The 15,801-nt window shown below is 55.0% G+C and carries 14 protein-coding genes, 5 tRNA genes and 1 riboswitch; of the genes, 16 read left to right on the forward strand and 3 right to left on the reverse strand.

Annotated elements, in window-relative coordinates; genetic code table 11:
• Window positions 1-240: 240 nt before the first annotated feature.
• From cysK to D7024_RS02900, 15 genes are all read left to right on the forward strand, one after another.
• Entirely contained in the window at window positions 241-1,161 is a 921-nt protein-coding gene (cysK, locus tag D7024_RS02830; protein WP_121450439.1) for a cysteine synthase A, read from the forward strand.
• Between the two features lie 211 nt (window positions 1,162-1,372).
• Entirely contained in the window at window positions 1,373-2,311 is a 939-nt protein-coding gene (locus D7024_RS02835) for a DMT family transporter (RefSeq protein ID WP_435374069.1), read from the forward strand.
• Between the two features lie 33 nt (window positions 2,312-2,344).
• Complete coding sequence (locus D7024_RS02840) at window positions 2,345-2,974, forward strand: methylated-DNA--[protein]-cysteine S-methyltransferase (protein WP_121450440.1); 630 nt, start codon at window positions 2,345-2,347, stop codon at window positions 2,972-2,974.
• Window positions 2,954-3,028 (forward strand) — tRNA-Thr (locus D7024_RS02845). The genes D7024_RS02840 and D7024_RS02845 overlap by 21 nt, the downstream gene beginning before the upstream one ends.
• Window positions 3,029-3,392: 364 nt before the next feature.
• Window positions 3,393-3,478, forward strand: a riboswitch (cyclic di-GMP riboswitch).
• Between the two features lie 210 nt (window positions 3,479-3,688).
• Window positions 3,689-4,960 (forward strand): ATP-binding protein, encoded by a 1,272-nt coding sequence (locus D7024_RS02850; RefSeq protein ID WP_121450441.1) that lies wholly within the window; start codon window positions 3,689-3,691, stop codon window positions 4,958-4,960.
• A gap of 14 nt (window positions 4,961-4,974) precedes the next feature.
• A complete protein-coding gene (locus tag D7024_RS02855; protein WP_243113818.1) occupies window positions 4,975-5,286 on the forward strand; it encodes an STAS domain-containing protein in 312 nt (103 codons plus the stop codon).
• A gap of 7 nt (window positions 5,287-5,293) precedes the next feature.
• Window positions 5,294-6,019: a PP2C family protein-serine/threonine phosphatase gene (locus D7024_RS02860; RefSeq protein WP_121450442.1), complete on the forward strand. Its 726-nt coding sequence runs from the start codon at window positions 5,294-5,296 to the stop codon at window positions 6,017-6,019.
• The gene (locus D7024_RS02865) at window positions 6,009-6,320 is read left to right on the forward strand and encodes an STAS domain-containing protein (RefSeq protein ID WP_243113668.1); all 312 of its coding nucleotides are present in this window, start codon (window positions 6,009-6,011) and stop codon (window positions 6,318-6,320) included. Before D7024_RS02860 ends, D7024_RS02865 begins: the two co-directional genes overlap by 11 nt.
• A 17-nt stretch (window positions 6,321-6,337) precedes the next feature.
• Window positions 6,338-8,215: a flagellar assembly protein A gene (locus D7024_RS02870; protein WP_121450444.1), complete on the forward strand. Its 1,878-nt coding sequence runs from the start codon at window positions 6,338-6,340 to the stop codon at window positions 8,213-8,215.
• Between the two features lie 539 nt (window positions 8,216-8,754).
• On the forward strand, window positions 8,755-9,222 hold the full coding sequence (locus tag D7024_RS02875) for a GNAT family N-acetyltransferase (RefSeq protein ID WP_165859247.1): 468 nt from the start codon (window positions 8,755-8,757) through the stop codon (window positions 9,220-9,222).
• A gap of 138 nt (window positions 9,223-9,360) precedes the next feature.
• A tRNA-His gene (locus tag D7024_RS02880) sits at window positions 9,361-9,437 on the forward strand.
• Between the two features lie 3 nt (window positions 9,438-9,440).
• Window positions 9,441-9,515: transfer RNA gene (locus D7024_RS02885), tRNA-Gln, on the forward strand.
• Between the two features lie 80 nt (window positions 9,516-9,595).
• Window positions 9,596-9,671: transfer RNA gene (locus D7024_RS02890), tRNA-Lys, on the forward strand.
• 8 nt (window positions 9,672-9,679) lie between these two features.
• A tRNA-Leu gene (locus D7024_RS02895) sits at window positions 9,680-9,763 on the forward strand.
• A gap of 399 nt (window positions 9,764-10,162) precedes the next feature.
• Window positions 10,163-12,310: an HD domain-containing phosphohydrolase gene (locus tag D7024_RS02900; protein ID WP_121450446.1), complete on the forward strand. Its 2,148-nt coding sequence runs from the start codon at window positions 10,163-10,165 to the stop codon at window positions 12,308-12,310.
• A 160-nt stretch (window positions 12,311-12,470) separates the two neighbouring features.
• Here D7024_RS02900 and D7024_RS02905 read toward each other — a convergent pair whose 3' ends face one another.
• A complete protein-coding gene (locus D7024_RS02905) occupies window positions 12,471-13,229 on the reverse strand; it encodes a response regulator (protein ID WP_121450447.1) in 759 nt (252 codons plus the stop codon).
• Between the two features lie 149 nt (window positions 13,230-13,378).
• Here D7024_RS02905 and larE point away from each other — a divergent pair, with 149 nt between their 5' ends.
• Window positions 13,379-14,185 carry an ATP-dependent sacrificial sulfur transferase LarE gene (gene larE / locus D7024_RS02910; RefSeq protein WP_121450448.1) on the forward strand — a complete coding sequence of 269 codons (807 nt, stop codon included), beginning with the start codon at window positions 13,379-13,381 and terminating at the stop codon, window positions 14,183-14,185.
• 48 nt (window positions 14,186-14,233) lie between these two features.
• Here the strand turns inward: larE and D7024_RS02915 are convergent, their stop codons facing one another.
• A complete protein-coding gene (locus tag D7024_RS02915; protein ID WP_165859248.1) occupies window positions 14,234-15,232 on the reverse strand; it encodes an ADP-ribosylglycohydrolase family protein in 999 nt (332 codons plus the stop codon).
• A gap of 5 nt (window positions 15,233-15,237) precedes the next feature.
• On the reverse strand, window positions 15,238-15,771 hold the full coding sequence (locus D7024_RS02920; RefSeq protein ID WP_341466938.1) for a lytic transglycosylase domain-containing protein: 534 nt from the start codon (window positions 15,769-15,771) through the stop codon (window positions 15,238-15,240).
• Window positions 15,772-15,801 lie beyond the last annotated feature (30 nt).

A 15,801-nucleotide genomic window follows, 5' to 3' on the forward strand; every position in this document is an offset into this window, starting at 1 on the left:
TGAAAAGCCCCCGTGTTCCTTGCGCGGGGGCCTTTTATTTTCCGGGCAACCTTTTTGTCGGAAAAATTTTCGCCACTCACCCGGTACCTATGTGGGAAAAATTTTTTATAAGCCGGGAGGAAAAAGAGAGTTTATGTAGCAGTAGTAATCCCGGGGCCGGCTTTTCATTTTAATGATTTCCCACCGTTTCCGGGGGTATGTTATTTCCGGGGCTTCTTTATACCTTAGGAGGTTGGTTGCATGCGCCTTTTTAATGACGTGACGGAATTGATCGGGGCAACGCCCCTGGTCCGCTTGCAAAAGATAGCTTCCGATCTGCCTGCTGCTGTTTTGGCCAAGCTGGAGTATTTTAACCCCGGTGGCAGCGTTAAAGACCGGATTGCTTACAACATGATCCGTGAGGCGGAGGAAAAAGGATTAATCAACAAGGATACCGTAATCATCGAGCCTACAAGCGGCAATACCGGCATTGGCCTGGCCATGGTTTGCGCGGCCCGGGGTTACCGGCTGGTGCTGACCATGCCTGAAACCATGAGTCTGGAACGGCGCAGGCTTCTCGCCGCTTACGGGGCCGAAGTGGTTCTTACCCCCGGGAACGAGGGCATGGCCGGGGCCGTACGCAAAGCCCGGGAACTGGCGGCCTCCCATCCCAATGCCTTTATGCCGCAACAATTTGCCAACCCGGCCAACCCGGCCGCCCACCGGGCCACCACCGCCGAAGAAATCTGGCGGGATACCGGAGGGGAAGTGGATTTCTTTGTGGCCGGTGTTGGTACTGGAGGTACCATTACCGGGGTAGCCTCCGTTCTGAAAGCCCGCCGTCCCTCCCTGAGGGCGGTGGCGGTGGAACCGGCCGCCTCACCGGTGCTTTCCGGCGGGAAGCCCGGCCCGCACAAAATTCAGGGCATCGGCGCGGGCTTTGTACCGGAAGTAATAGATATGGCTTTGCTGGACGAGATTGTAAAGGTGGCCGATGAAGATGCGCTGAACACCGCCCGTCGTCTGGCCCGGGAGGAGGGCCTGCTGGTGGGTATTTCTTCGGGGGCGGCCGTCTGGGCGGCTTTACAGGTGGCCGGCCGGCCGGAAAACCGGGGTAAGACCGTGGTGGTTTTGCTCCCGGACACCGGGGAGCGTTATTTGTCTACCGGGTTGTTTGTATAGGCTCACTTGTGTGAAAACCAGAGGTTTATTCCGGTCGTAAAAGCCGGGTTGTTAGCCCGTGGGGCGACTGGTATTTTGACAATAGTTGTCCGGGGTAAAGCTTCCGGATTTGCCCGGTGGAAGTTCACTTGCCTGGCAGGAATCTCTGCTTGATTGGTAGAATATGAAGGGCAGTCCTGGTTGTTCAAAGTAGGAGACTTGATGAATGAGCATGCCTCAAAAAGCGCCAGAATATCGCTCCCTTGAAGAGGGGCCAGGGTCATTAACCACCGGCCTGGAGCGCCCCTTTGTCAATCCCTACCTGGCCATCCTGATGGGGGTGGTGGGAGCCGCCTTTTCTTCCATCTTTACCAAACTCGCCATGGCTCCACCTCTGGTCATTGCCTTCTACCGGTTGGGGTTTACCGTGCTCATGATTGCTCCCATTGCCCTGACCAGGGGACGGGAAGAACTGCGCTCCATGGGCCGGCGTGACATAATGCTGGCCTGCCTTTCCGGCGTGTTGCTGGCATTGCATTTCACTGCCTGGATTACTTCCCTTGAGTACACATCCATTGCCAGCTCCACCGTGCTGGTCACCATGCAACCCTTATTTGTGGTTTTAGGTGGCTACCTTATCTTTAAAGAAAAAATTGCCCGCACGGGGCTTGTGGGGGCATCCCTGGCTTTAACCGGCAGCATTATTGTGGGTGTGGGTGATTTTCAGATCGGTGGGCAGGCTTTCTGGGGAGATATCCTGGCTTTTGCCGGGGCCATTTTTATTGCCGGCTATGTATTGATCGGGCGCGGTTTACGGCACCGCCTGTCATTATTCCCGTACATTTTTGTTGTTTACGGGGCCAGTACCGTGACTTTGTTCCTGGGTGCGCTGCTCACCGGTTTGTCCTTTTTTCCTTACCCGCCCTTCACATGGCTGTGGTTTTTCCTCCTGGCCCTGGTGCCCACCATTTTCGGGCATACCATTTTTAACTGGGCCCTGCGTTATGTCAAGGCTGCCGTGGTCTCAGTGAGTATACTTGGCGAGCCGGTGGGGGCAACCATTCTGGCTTATATCATTTTTCACCAGGTACCTTCACCCTTACAGCTTGTGGGCGGGGCGATTATTATCACGGGTCTGGCCATTTTTATCCGGGCGGCAGCAGAAAAATAGATTATTCTATTTTGCGGCTGTGGGGGGCGTTCTGTGAATGGGCTTCATTTATTATCCACCAAAGCGGGCTGGGTTGGTACTGCCTGGGGTAAGCAGGGGCTGCTGGTCCTGACATTTCCCCGTCCAAGCCGGGAGGAAGCCCTGACTGCCCTGCAGGATGAACCAATGCCTGTAAAAATTAATGAAACCAGCGAGCCTGCCGTAAAAAGGTGGCCTCTGATCCTGGAAGAAAGGCTGAACCATTACTTCCAGGGCCGGCCGCTTTCCTTTGCGGATATTCCCGTGGATCTTTCCTGGTGCACCCCTTTTGTGGCCCGGGTGCTGGATTTTGTACGGCGCATCGGGTACGGTGAATTATGGTCGTACCAGCAGGTGGCGGCAGCCGTCGGGAATCCCCGGGCCGCCCGGGCCGTGGGCGGGGCTTTGGGGGCCAACCGGGTTCCTCTGGTCATTCCCTGCCACCGGGTAATCCGCCGGGATGGATCACCCGGCGGTTTTAGCGGCGGCCTGCCCTTAAAACTGCAGCTATTGCAACTCGAAGGCGTACGACCCGGCCCCACCGGGCGATACCAATTGACAAATGGCCCTACATGCGTTAATATAAGTAATGCGCCGGTTAGTCAAGTGAGACAACAGAAAAGTGCTGGTGTGGCTCAGGGGTAGAGCAGCGCACTCGTAATGCGCAGGTCGTCGGTTCGAATCCGACCACCAGCTCCAAAAAAGCTAGACGCCGCAAGGGTTTGCGGCGTTTATTGTTTCTGGCGAAACCGGCGAAATTAGCGAAATAGGGATAATTTGGGGATAGTTCACTTTGAAATGACTGGAGGTCATGGTGTGGTAAAACTTGACATTAAGTAGAATCGTGTTATATTACATTGTCTTGCTTCTTTCGGAAAGGAAAATAAAATATAGATATCGTATATTAACTTTTGGGTGCAGGTATCTTGTTTGCGGACATGGCTTTGGTACCGGTGGTTATGGATCTTCAGGGGCTGAATTTTTCGCTGGTCGGAAATTTTCTGTGTTCTGGCGGTGTTGAATCAGCCTTTTAAGTGTTAAATTAAAAACTTTACTGTCTTTATTGTGTTAAAGGCAAACCACTCGAAAGGGTGGGGCGCAAAGCCATGGGTCTGCAGCCCTAAAGGGTATGACTGCCAGGCTGCCGCGATAAAGGTATTGATTGTTTTCTTTTTAATGATGTTTTGTTGCGGCAGCCTGGTCAGGCTGTCGTTCCTGCTTATAAAAGTATGTTTATCCATTTGGGGTATAGAGGTCGACTCTAACAGAGCCAATGGCTGGGACGTTTGCTGGCAGTATTGTGGCAATTGAAAGGGCATAGGGCCGGGAGGGGCTGAAAGGCAGAAGGGTGGTGAAAAAATGCAACGGTGTCTTGAATGCGCAAAGAAAGAACCGGACCGTCCTTGTGTGGAGTGCCAGTATTTTGTCCAGCTAAGCCCCCTTCGGCGGGTGCCTTCGCCGCCTGTCCGGGTGTTACTGGAAGATGAGCATGGCAGGCAGTATCCGGCTCGCATCCTGGTGTTAAATACCACGGAGTTTGGGCTGGAAACGGAAGCTCCTGTTCCGGGGCGGTATGTAATCAGGCTGCAGGAAAACTTGTGGGTCGAGGTGGCCGGGGTACCGTTCAAAGGGAAAAATAACGTCCACGTTTTTGATATCCTGTGTGTCCACCGGAAGCAGGGGACTGCCCGTCGTCTTAGCAGGGAGGAGTATCAGTTGCTGGCCGGAAGCGCCGGCGAGCTAATACAGGAGATTTCCCGGCACTTGCCGGAGCACCTTCAGGACCTGGTCAGGGAGAAACTGCTGGCTGAGGTGGAGAAATCCGAACTAATTAACGCTCTCAGGGTGGGGAAGGTGATGAAATATGAAGGAGGGCGCTTCCGCTACCTTTCGGGCCAGGCTGACCTGGACCTGCCTATGGAAGAAGCGGAAAAACTGATGCGCCAGGCTATCCGCCAGGCCGAACACCGCCGCGAGGTGATCATTAGCGCTGACGGGCAAAAGGTGTTTGACCTTCACGGCGTGCCCTTCGACCACAGGAGCGGTGGACTGCTGGCCTTTGACATCACCGAGGTGATTGAAAAGGAGAGAAAGATGCACCAGCAGGAGATGCAGGCTTACCGGGAGGCCATAGCGGCGGTAACGGGGGGCCGGTTATACCTGGTGAATAGTGGAGAAATGGAAAAAGTGATCTCAGAAGGGACGGAACTGGCCAGGGGTGAGGTCCGGCAGACCCATGACATTCCGGAAGCCCGCCGGGCAATGCGGGAAGCCTTGCCTGTTCTCGACAGCCGCAGGCAGCATGCGATTGCCTTGTGCTTGACAGAGGCGCTGGCCAATGCTCTCAAACATGCAGGGGGCGGTTGCTGGCAAGCCAGGCAGTCAGGGGACACCGTCAGGATTATCGTTCAGGACCGGGGTCCGGGAATCAAAACCAGCGAATTGGCCCGGGCAACGCTGATGCAACATTATTCAACCAAGAATTCCCTGGGGTGTGGATTTACCCTGATGCTCTACTATGCGGACCACCTCTACCTTAATACAGGACCGTCAGGTACCGCCCTGGCCCTGGACTTTGGCGTTGTGCCTGCAGGTAGGTTAAAACCGGACAAGACCAATGAAAGAGGGTGATTTTGTTGCTGAAAGTGGATGTTTACGTTGACCGGGGGGTGTGCCGGGTAGTGCTGAACGGTGAATTGGACGTGGAAACGGTAGCACAATTGCAAGAAGTTGTTGGGAAGGTGGAGGAACACACACTGGAAGTTGACCTCTCGGGCGTTTCTTTCGTTGATTCCACCGGTTTGAAAAGTTTGCTGGACATTAGCAACGACTGGCGGCAAAAAGGAGGCCAGATGCTGATTTTGAGGCCGCAACCTGATGTGGCGGAGGTGATGCGGCTGGTAGGGCTGGACAGGCTCCTGGCGCAAAACACCGCTCCGGGCGGAGAAGAGAGGTAGGAGCAGGATGGGAGAAGTGATTACAGGGAATGGAAAAATACTAAGGGCTTACGGGTTGGAAGTTAGTGGGTGTAGCCTGCCTGCCGAACAGGTCGGGGGAGATTTTTTTGAGTTTATTTCCTGCGACGAGAGAACCGTATTTACCGTCATCGGAGACGTAATGGGTAAAGGATTCCATGCGGCCCGGCTGATGGAAACAATCCGCCATATGCTCCGGGAGTGTATCAGGATTAATCCCCATCCTCTGGAGGTGGTGCGCCGGTTAAACAGGGTGGGAGGGGATGAACTGCGGAAATGCGGGGCTTTTGCCACCCTATGCCTGCTGTGTTACGACGGGATAGCTGGACGACTCACCTGTGTCAATGCAGGGCACCACCCTCCCCTCCTTCTATCTGACGGCAAGGTGAAAGTGGCCCGGTGCCGGGGAGTCGCCCTGGGCCTGCTGGAAGATTACCTTGGGTCAGGGGAGGAGGAATTTTTTCTTGCCGACGGAGATGCGGTGGTGCTGTATACCGATGGACTTGTGGAGGCCTGTGGACCGGGCGAGCAAAGGTACGGGCAGGAACGATTGAAGGAGATAGTTCGCCTTCAGAATGGTGCTGATGCAGACAGGATGAGACAAAACATTTTATCTGACCTGGAGACATTTACCCGCGGTTTTTCCCAAAAGGATGACGTGACACTGGTTGTTATGAAGGTGACGGGAAAGGCAGGTGAAAGGGGTGGAAATTAGAGTCCAGCAAAAGGAAGGGATGGCGATCCTGGAGGTGGAGGGCGAACTGGATTTCAGCAATGTGGAGCAGTTGCAACAGGAAATTCAGCGACGGACGGAAGAAGTGGTGGAGATAGATCTGCAGGGACTCCGGTTCATAGACTCTTCCGGGGTGGGGATGCTTCTGAGTCAGGTCAGACACCTGTACAAGCAGGGGCGTACCTTGAGAATTGTTCGTATCCCCGATTTTATTCGAGAAGACCTGGATGTAATAGGTTTTTTTCAAGTACTGGAAGCTCTTAAGACAAATCCCAACGCTTAGCAGGAGGTGGGTTCCTTATGAAATATAAAGAAACTATCCGGGGCTCCCCCGCAGCAACAGCGAGTACAGTGGACAATGCTTTTCCGGATGGAGAATCGGTGGGTCCATATGCTTTTGTGAAACAGGGGCGCCTTGTTGTATGGCACCGGCCGGAGGGACCTTACCCGGTGGTGGTACCTTGTCCGGGGGTAAGGCTGATTGTTAACGGCCGGGAGTGCACTCAACCCACCCCCGTATCCATGAAGGATACGGTGCGGGTGGAAACGGTGGAAGAGCGTAGAGAAGGGAGCTGGTCTGTATCCGTTTCTTCCGATGGTCTACAAGCGATATTGCGAACGCGCCCTGCGGTGGTAGTTCACCGGGAACTGCCGGATCTCCCGCCTGCCAGGGTACTGCAACTGAAGGTAGTGGAACGGGAAGAACGTTTTCCCCCACTCACATGGGACGAACTATTGCGGGAGTTGTCCCGGCTGGGAATTAACTATGGCGTAGACTGGGAAGCTTGCTTTCGTGTTACATCCTGCGCTGAAGAGGAGGTGGTTATCGCCCGGGGTATTCCTGCGGAACCGGGAAAAGACAGCCGGGTAGAATTGCTTTTTTCTTCTAATTCCAAGGTACCGGTACCGGCGGGGGAAAACGAAGCGGTGGATTTCCGGGAACGCTATGTTTTTACTTCGGTGGAGGCGGGAGACGTCCTGGCTGTCAAACACCCGCCTGAGCCGGGTCGTCCCGGCACCAGCGTCAAGGGTGAGGTAATTGTGCCGCCGTCGCCCCGGGACTTCATCCTTTCGGTAGGCGAAGGGGCGGTGCTTACCAGGGATGGTGATCGGGCCGTAGCGGCCCGGCCTGGACGTCCTGTGGCCTCCCGCTGGCGCAACTTAGTAAAGGTAAGTGTGTTACCTGAGCTGGTGCATGATGGTGACGTAGACCTTGCTTCAGGTAACATTGTCTTTAAAGGAGATATCCTGATTGCCGGTAATGTGGCAGAAGGGATGGTGGTAGAAGCGGGCGGGAATGTCAGGGTGGGAGGGTTGGTCTCCGGCGCGAGGGTTCAGGCCACGGGTTCCGTCCTGGTTGGGAGGAATATCCTCTCATCAATAGTGATTGCTGGAGGAGCCCCTGCTTTCCTGCAAATAATGCTGCCACAGGTTCATACCCTGGCGGCTGGTTTGCAGGAGATGACCATGGCTATCCGGCAGTTACTGGGTCACCCGGCGTTCAAGCAGGGCGATCTTAAACGCGGTATCGGCCCCCTGGTAAAGTTGCTCTTGGAGGGGAAGTTTCGCCACCTTCCCGCTGCCGCAAGTACTTTCAAGAAGCAGGTTGAAACCATGCCCCCGGGAATGGTCGCTGAAGGCCTGGAAGAGTTTATCCGGGAAATCGAACGGGCGCTGGTTCGTTCTCCTCTGGCCGTGCGTGACCTCCGGGAGATCGAAACATTGGCCCGACGAGCCGGGGAATGGGAACAGGCCTTTGCGTCCCCGCCGTCTGCAGAAAGTGATGTGGTGGCGTCAAGCGTCCACAATTCTACCGTTGTAGCTACCGGCGATGTCCTGGTGGTGGGGAGTGGTTGTTATAATTCCCGGATCCAGGCTGGTAAGAAAGTGACTGTATCCGGGGTATTTCGTGGTGGCGAGATACAGGCTGGCGGGGATGTGCATGTGGGAGAGTTGGGGTCCAGAGGTGGGGCCACTACGAGGGTGGTGACTGGCCCGGCAGCCGTGGTAACCGTAGGATATGCCTTTGAGAACGCTTCTATAGTGGTGGGCGGCCGGGTTTATCGTTTTGATAGGGAGGAAAAAGGCATCCGCCTCTGGTTGGATAAAGAAGGGAACCTCAGGTCCAAAGGAATTCCAGCTTGGGAAATTGCAGATCTGCCGCAAAACCGTCGCTGATTCTGCTGGATTACTGGCAAGAACGCCACGAAGATCTACAAACGCCATAGAAACAAATGGCATTAGCAGAAAGCCGGGCGCCATTTTTTTGCGCCCGGCCTGAAGGTTTTTACTGGGCCTGGTAGGGGAAGAAGCCCTTGCCGAAGAACAGCAGGATCAGAATCAAGAAGAGAATGAAGGAGAAGTGGCCGTAGTAGTAGTAGCCGGGATCAGGAGCCATATAGTTGCCTCCTTTCTATTCTAGTATGTTGTTGGTTTCAATAATAGGGTATGAACGAAGCCTGAAAAAGGTGCAGGGCTACCAAAAAGATGGAAATTGGTTCCACCAACTTGTTTAATGGATAAGATGGGGATTCCAAAAGCTCAGTACCGTGGTATAATAAGATTGGTATATAATAGGTTAAAAAGAGAGGAAAAGCTCCGGAAGACACCCGGTCACCCCGGCAACCTGCACGGAGCGCTCATGAGGTGGTGGGGGTTCCTTGATATCGCGGGTGGAGTATCATTTTTATCTTTACTTTCCGGAAGGGGCAGAGCAAATGGGTACCTATTTTGCCAGCCGCCTGCCGGGGGTAGGAAAGGTACCGTGGTTTATTTGTGAAACTCTTTCCTGTTTGTTTGATGACCTGGGAGAGATTAATCCCGACTATCCCGGTCTTAAGAAGATGTCAGAGCATTTTGTCCTCTCCATGTTCGGCAGCGATGGCCAACCGGTGGGGTTCTGCGTATTTATCCCGGAACGATTGGACTTAATTCAAATTGATATTATACTGATCAAAAAAGAGTTGCGGGGAAGGGGACTGGGCAGGTTACTGCTGGGTTACCTGGAGCAGGCGTTGGAACAGGGCACTATTTTATATGTCAGACAGGTAACCAATACAGGCAGGAAATTTTTCATCCGTTGTGGCTTTGCTCGAGATGTGCAACTATTTAAGGTATTAAGCCACAATAATCGTCTGCTCAAAGAAAAAACCTGCTATACGCCGGCCGTTTATGCCTGCGTATAGTTGGCCAGTATCCGTCGCCACCATAAATTTACATCAAAATCTCCTTGACTTTTGGGAACGGGGTTGTTATAATAACAAATGCTGACGGAGCAGGGGCGTACCGGGAAAAGGTTTCGTTCCTGTGCGCAGCAGCATGTGGTGGATGTAGCTCAGTTGGTTAGAGCACCAGGTTGTGGCCCTGGGGGTCGTGGGTTCGAGTCCCATCTTCCACCCCACGCTGGGGCGTAGCCAAGCGGTAAGGCAGCGGGCTTTGGACCCGCCATTCGTTGGTTCGAATCCAGCCGCCCCAGCCAAACAAGGCAGTAGTAGTTGGTCGCATGGGGCAGTTATTCTGCCAGCGGCCAACTATAATTTTATATTTACGGAATTAAGTGGGCCATTAGCTCAGCTGGTAGAGCACCTGACTTTTAATCAGGGAGTCGGAGGTTCGAGTCCTCCATGGCTCACCAGTTTTTATGCGGGCGTGGCGGAATGGCAGACGCGCCGGACTTAGGATCCGGTGGGGCAACCCGTGGGAGTTCAAGTCTCCCCGCCCGCACCAAAAACAGAAAAATCAATGGCCTGCGTTGCTGGAATAAAATACCACCGGCTGCGGAAAAAGTATGGTCCGGTGGTATTAAAAAGGCACGCAAGCCACACCGGATTCAGCCTCCTTCGGTTACCCGTTACGTAAAAACCTGGGTAGCGAAGGAGGTTTGCTTTTTATGGTGGACTGTCGATCCAGTTCCATGGCTTGCTTTCTGCAACGTAATGCTGTAGGATGAGTATAGTGTGCACAGCAGTGTTCGGGCAATTACCATTATACGGGGAGTGGTGTGGATACTCATCCATCCGGGGCAGGACCGGGTGGTTGATATACTCTCCCGGTTTGTTCCAATGTTTCAATCCATATCTAACGCAACACGAATTACCGAAAAGGAGGGGGTGTGGGTCCACTATCATGGATAAAGAAAAACTGGTGCCGTACTATGAAGAGCTGAAGCAAATTGGTTTGCAGGAGCTTCTGGAAAGTATGAGCCTGGCTCTGGGGCTGGCGGTAATGGCCACATATCCGGACGGGCGTCCGCTGACCGAACCGTCCAGCCAGTGTGCTTTCTGCACCCTGCTCAACACCAGCCCGGAAGGACGGGCCAGATGTGCGGATTCGCGTGCGAGCTCCGCCAGGATTGCTGTGGTTGCGGGGAAGGAAGTCATCCGCACCTGTCACGCCGGGCTGGTACACCTGGCGGTTCCCCTGCGGGTGGCCGGAGAAATCGTGGCTGTAATGCTGGGCGGCAACGTGGCCCTGCGGCTGCCGGCGGAGGAGGCAGTGGTGCGGCTGGCCCGGGAAACTGGCCTTGACCCGGGAAAACTCCAGGCGGCAGCCGGAGCAATACCCATCTGGCCGGAAGAACGGCTCCGGGCAGCCATGGGGCTGGCACAGGCAGTAACGGGCACCGTGGCCCGGCTGCTGCACGCCAGGCAGGAACTTCAAAGGAAGGTGGACGAGCTTACCACTCTCTTTGAATTCACCCGGACGGTTACCAGCAGTATTCAGGTGACCGAAGTGGCGCAGCAGGCCCTGGAAGCCGTGCTGGGGTTGACCGGGGCCACCAGCGGGTCGGTGGTAATGTTGAATGAGGTGATGCCGGGGGTCACGGAAAGCGAAACGGCGGCTACCCTGGAGTCCTGCAACGAGTTCCGGGTCGTGCCTGCAGGCGAAATAGTCGCCGCCGTTGAACGGGAGGCCCGCGCCGCACACTTTGACAGCCGTCCCGAAGGTAGCACGCCTGAAGAGAAGCGGCCGGCGGTAGCCATACCTCTTACGGTTGGGGGTAAGGTAACGGGCGTACTCACCATAGCGGGCAGGCCGGAAGGTGCGCATTTCACCGAAGATGAGACCGTTTTTTTAACTACCCTGGGCACCGGCCTGGGGCTGGCGCTGGAAAACGCCCGCCTGTTCCGCCAGCTGCAGGTAAGGGCGACCATGCTGGAACGGTTAATCGAAGTGGGTCAGGTGGTATCGAGCAGCCTCGATGTGGATCTGGTACTTCAGTCGGCTCTGGAGAATGTAAGGGACGTGCTGGGTGCACAATGGTGTGCGCTGCGGTTGCTTGACGAGGAGACGGGCGAACTGGTGCTGAAAGCCGGCCTGGGCATGAGCGCGGAGCTGCAGGCCAGGGCAGGCCGTATCCGGCCGGACGGTACCCTGCTGGGCAGGGTGCTCCAGACGGGAAGACCCGCCGTAGTGGAAGACTTGGCCGCCAGCGGACCCGGTACGCACCTGCCCTACTATGCGGCCGAGATGCGGGCTGTGGCCGTGGTGCCGGTGAAGGTGGGTGGAAGGATCCTGGGCACGTTGAAGGTTTACTCCCCCGTACCGCGGCGCTGGAGTAAAGATGAAGTCAGTTACCTGGCGACCATTGCGGGCCAGACCGGGCTGGCGCTGGAGAATGCCCGTCTCTACTCGTCGCTGCGGGAGTATTATTCGAGCGTCGTGCAGGCGCTGGCGGCGGCACTGGAGGCCAGGGACGTTTATACAAAGGGTCATTCTGTGCGGGTGGCGAATTGGGCGCGGGCATGTGCCCGCGTGCTGGGACTTGGCGCCGGAGAACAGGAACAGGTTTACCTGGCCGGGCTTTTACATGATCTGGGTAAGATCGGCGTGCGGGAAGACATCCTGCTCAAGCCGGGGCCCCTTACTACGGAAGAAAGAAGGGAGATGCAGAGCCACCCCGAGGTGGGGGCCAGGATCCTGGAACCGGCCAGATTTCCGGCGGCGGTCATTGCGGCCGTACGGCACCACCACGAGGACTTTGACGGCGGTGGTTATCCCGCCGGTCTGGTGGGAGAAGAGATTCCTCTCCTGGCGCGCATTATCCGTGTGGCCGATACTTACGATGCCATGACGTCCGCCAGGCCCTACCGGCAGGCCTTTACTCCCCGGCAGGCGCGGGAGGAACTGCGGCGGTGGGCGGGCCGGCAGTTTGACCCGCGCGTGGTGGAGGCTTTCCTCCAGATCCCGGAAGATGAAATGGTAGTTAATACCAATGGGGGGGGGGGTAGCTACTCTGCTGTTTCTACCGGCAGGTGTTGCTTCCTTCGCTGATTATGAAAAGTCGAAGGGAAAACAGAGAGAACCGGGAGCAGGCGGCAGCCGGGCTATAGCTGCAGGAGTGCCCGGGGCGTGCCCGGCCAGAAATCCCGGTGCGTGATTTTGCTCTGCTCCAGGAAAGCAGTCCGGTTGGGGCAATTGCCTTCACCGGATTTCAGCTTTCTGAAATCGTGGTTTGGGCGTACCTGAACAATTCTTTGCCATTCCCGCCGTTTTCCGGGTAAACCGCCAGGCCAAAGCGCCACCCTTTTTCAGCCACCCATTCCTGCAGCTTTTTTATTACTGTGGCTGCTCCTTCCTTATCTGTTAAGGGAAGTACCAGCGCCAGGAGGTTATCATCAAGCATCAGTACCTCGTCAATTTCACGCAGCTTTTTCTGCAGAATCCTCTTTACACTTGCTGTGTTGAACCTGCCGGCTGCTGTTCTCTGCGCCAGTACCAGGGAAAATTTTGAATTTCCTCTCTTGGCGCGGTTAATTTCTAATCTAAGCAACCTTTCTAAAATTTCGCGGGGGTTTTCGCTGTGTCCAATAAGCCTTTCTACCCGCTGCAGTAATTGTTCGGAGCTGAAAGGCTTGCAAAGGTATTCGATGGCGCCCACCTGGATGGCCTGCTTAACCGTGGATATCTTTGCTTCAACAGTCAAAATCATTACCGGAACGTGACGGTAATGCGGAATGGCCTTTATTTTTTCTATAGTGGTCAGGCCATCGATACCGGGCAGGTTAATGTCTATAACAATAAGATCAAATGGATCAAGCCTTTCCCTTATTTTGACCAGAGCTTCTTCCCCGCTGACCGCTTCTGCTACTTCATAACCGTTGTTTTCTAAAAGCCTCCTGGAATAAAACCTGGTTAACGTAGAGTCTTCCACCAGAAGTATTGATCCTTTGCTACGGCTCAAAAACCCCACCCCGTCTCACTCCTGTAATTCTAGATTAGATAACAGGGCCTTTTTTCTACATCAAAACAAAAAATTCCTGCATTAGAAAATATAGATCCTGTCTTATCCGGAGGAGGTTCGCATTTTACGGCGAAAGACTATAAAGGCAGGTGACAACCATGAGCCTCTTAAATAAATTTGATCATCTGAAGAAAATTCTGGAGAATCTGGGTGGTTGTCTGGTGGCCTTTTCCGGGGGGGTAGACAGCACCTTACTGCTTAAAGTGGCCCATATGGTTCTGGGGGAGGAAAAAGTTCTGGCGGTTACGGCTACCTCCGATATTTACCCCGCGGAAGAGGTGGAAGAAGCGAAAGATCTGGCCCGTTTGATTGGTGCAAAACATCTTGCTATAGCAACAAAGGGTTTGGACAACCCGGTGTTTGCCACCAACCCTCCGGACCGGTGTTACCACTGCAAGAAAGAAGTGTATGCCAGATTATGGGAAGAGGCCCGCATCCACGGCTTAAATTGCGTGCTCGACGGCCTGAATGCCGATGATACGGGCGATTACCGGCCGGGCATAAAAGCCGCAAAGGAAATGGGGGTTCGCAGCCCTCTGCAGGAAGCAGGTTTGACTAAAGGGGAGATCCGCGCGCTATCCCGCCAGCTGGGGTTGCCCACTGCCGGCAAGCCGGCTTCTCCCTGCCTGGCCACCAGGTTCCCCTACGGCACCCCCGTTACCCGGGAAGGACTGGCACGGGTGGCAGAAGGGGAAAGGTTTTTACGGCAGCTGGGCATTCCGGAGCTGAGAGTCAGGGACCACGGCAACCTGGCCCGGATAGAGGTGCCAAAGGATTATCTTGCTTTTATTATCCAGCGATCCGGTGAAATTAGTGAAAAATTAAAGCAACTGGGATATACCTATGTAACGCTGGATATACAGGGCTTCCGGAGCGGGAGCATGAATGAGACTTTAAACCTGTAGTGCCGGCTTTAATCCGGTTACATCACTTAATTTTTAAAGAGCATCCACTCAGCTCCAGCAGGTGGGCCAGGCACGGGAATGATCTGCCGGAGCGGCGGGGTCCGGGTTATGCTCACGGCTTTTGATCAGCTGATAAAATCCTTCTATCACTTCATCCAGCGGTTCGGTATTTTTGAGCTCCTTGAGCCACCTCTGTGGGATGGCCTCAAAGCCGTAATAGGTTCCAGCCAGGCCGCCGGTTACCGTACCGGCGGTATCCGTATCATCCCCCCGGTTGACTACCGTAATAAGGGCATCTTCAAAACTTTCCGTATTCAAAAAGCACTGCAGCGCTGCGGCCAGGGTATCCAGGGCGCTGCCCCGGGGGACAACCTCCGGTGCACCCTTCTGGATGTGGCGGATAATATACCAGAAAAATTTGCTCGGCTGGATGCCCACCTGCTTGCAGTATTGATCCGTCAGGTGCAGGGCCCGGGTTACTGCTTCCCGCCGGTTTAAATGCCGCTGGGACCCCAGCAGGTAGATCAGCAGGTTGTAAAACAGGCAGCAGGCAGCGCCCTCCTGGCTGTAATGGGTCATGTAAGCTATTTCCACCGACCATTTGGCCATGGCCGGAAGGTTGTGCCAGTAACCGAAGCTCACCGGCAGGGTGCGCATCAGCCCTCCGTTGGAGTCGAGCTTGTTCAGGGCCTGGGCGGTAAGGCGGGAGGCTTCCTGCCAGTTGCCCGTGCGAAGGAAATTGCGGAAAGACATTAAAGTGGTGTTGCCGATGTCCTTGGGCCTGGACTGGTACCAGCGGATGAAGCGGCGACCGATTTCTTCAATGGGGGAGACGGGGTTGGCCAGGATGCCCCGGGCTACCGTCAGGGTCATCTGGGTATCATCGGTGTATTCCCCGGGTTCTAAATTCAGCCAGCCGCCGCCGACCATATCCTTCAGGACGCCGTACTTTTCGCGGATTTCGCCGGCACTCATCAGTTCCACCGGGCCGCCCAGGGCATCCCCTACTGTGGCACCGTAAAAGGCTCCCTTAATTGTGTTTTTCACCGCGGTCACCTCCCGTAAAGATAGCGGTAAACCTGGTAGTTCCAGAGTACTTTACGGACAAACTCCCTGGTTTCAGCAAAAGGGATCTGGTCCAGTTTGCTTTTTTCGCCCGTCCAGCGCTGCTGTTCCAGCCATTTTTGCACGTTTCCCTGCCCGCCGTTATAGGCAGCCAGAACCAGGATGGTGTCCCGGTTAAAAGTCCGGTACAGGTCGGCTAAATACCAGGTGCCAATGCGAATATTGAATTCCGGATCATACAGCAGGTCCGGGTGGTAGCAGGGCAGGCCCATTTTTTCAGCCGCCCAGGTTCCCGTTTCCGGCATTACCTGCATCAATCCCCGGGCACCCCGGCGGGATGTGGCCCGGGGATTAAAGTTGCTCTCGGTTTTAATCACCGCCGCTACCAGGTAAGGATCCAGCCCGCGGCCGGCGGCATACTCCATTACCGTTTCCCGGTAAGGGAAGGGGTAGATGAGCCGGCCCAGGTGATCGATGTTCAGGATTGCCAGCAACGTTAAAATGAAGAAAAATAACCGCACCTTGAAGCCTTTACTCCTCTTCAAGTGTAA

Source organism: Desulfofundulus salinus, from assembly GCF_003627965.1.
Taxonomy (GTDB): domain Bacteria; phylum Bacillota; class Desulfotomaculia; order Desulfotomaculales; family Desulfovirgulaceae; genus Desulfofundulus; species Desulfofundulus salinus.

Excerpts from the sequence above, each read along its gene's own strand:
- D7024_RS02900 (WP_121450446.1), top strand. The coding sequence starts at position 10,163 with ATGGATAAAGAAAAACTGGTGCCGTACTATGAAGAGCTGAAGCAAATT.
- D7024_RS02870 (WP_121450444.1), top strand. The coding sequence starts at position 6,338 with ATGAAATATAAAGAAACTATCCGGGGCTCCCCCGCAGCAACAGCGAGT.
- D7024_RS02835 (WP_435374069.1), top strand. The coding sequence starts at position 1,373 with ATGCCTCAAAAAGCGCCAGAATATCGCTCCCTTGAAGAGGGGCCAGGG.
- D7024_RS02875 (WP_165859247.1), top strand. The coding sequence starts at position 8,755 with ATGGGTACCTATTTTGCCAGCCGCCTGCCGGGGGTAGGAAAGGTACCG.
- D7024_RS02850 (WP_121450441.1), top strand. The coding sequence starts at position 3,689 with ATGCAACGGTGTCTTGAATGCGCAAAGAAAGAACCGGACCGTCCTTGT.
- larE (WP_121450448.1), top strand. The coding sequence starts at position 13,379 with ATGAGCCTCTTAAATAAATTTGATCATCTGAAGAAAATTCTGGAGAAT.
- cysK (WP_121450439.1), top strand. The coding sequence starts at position 241 with ATGCGCCTTTTTAATGACGTGACGGAATTGATCGGGGCAACGCCCCTG.
- D7024_RS02860 (WP_121450442.1), top strand. The coding sequence starts at position 5,294 with ATGGGAGAAGTGATTACAGGGAATGGAAAAATACTAAGGGCTTACGGG.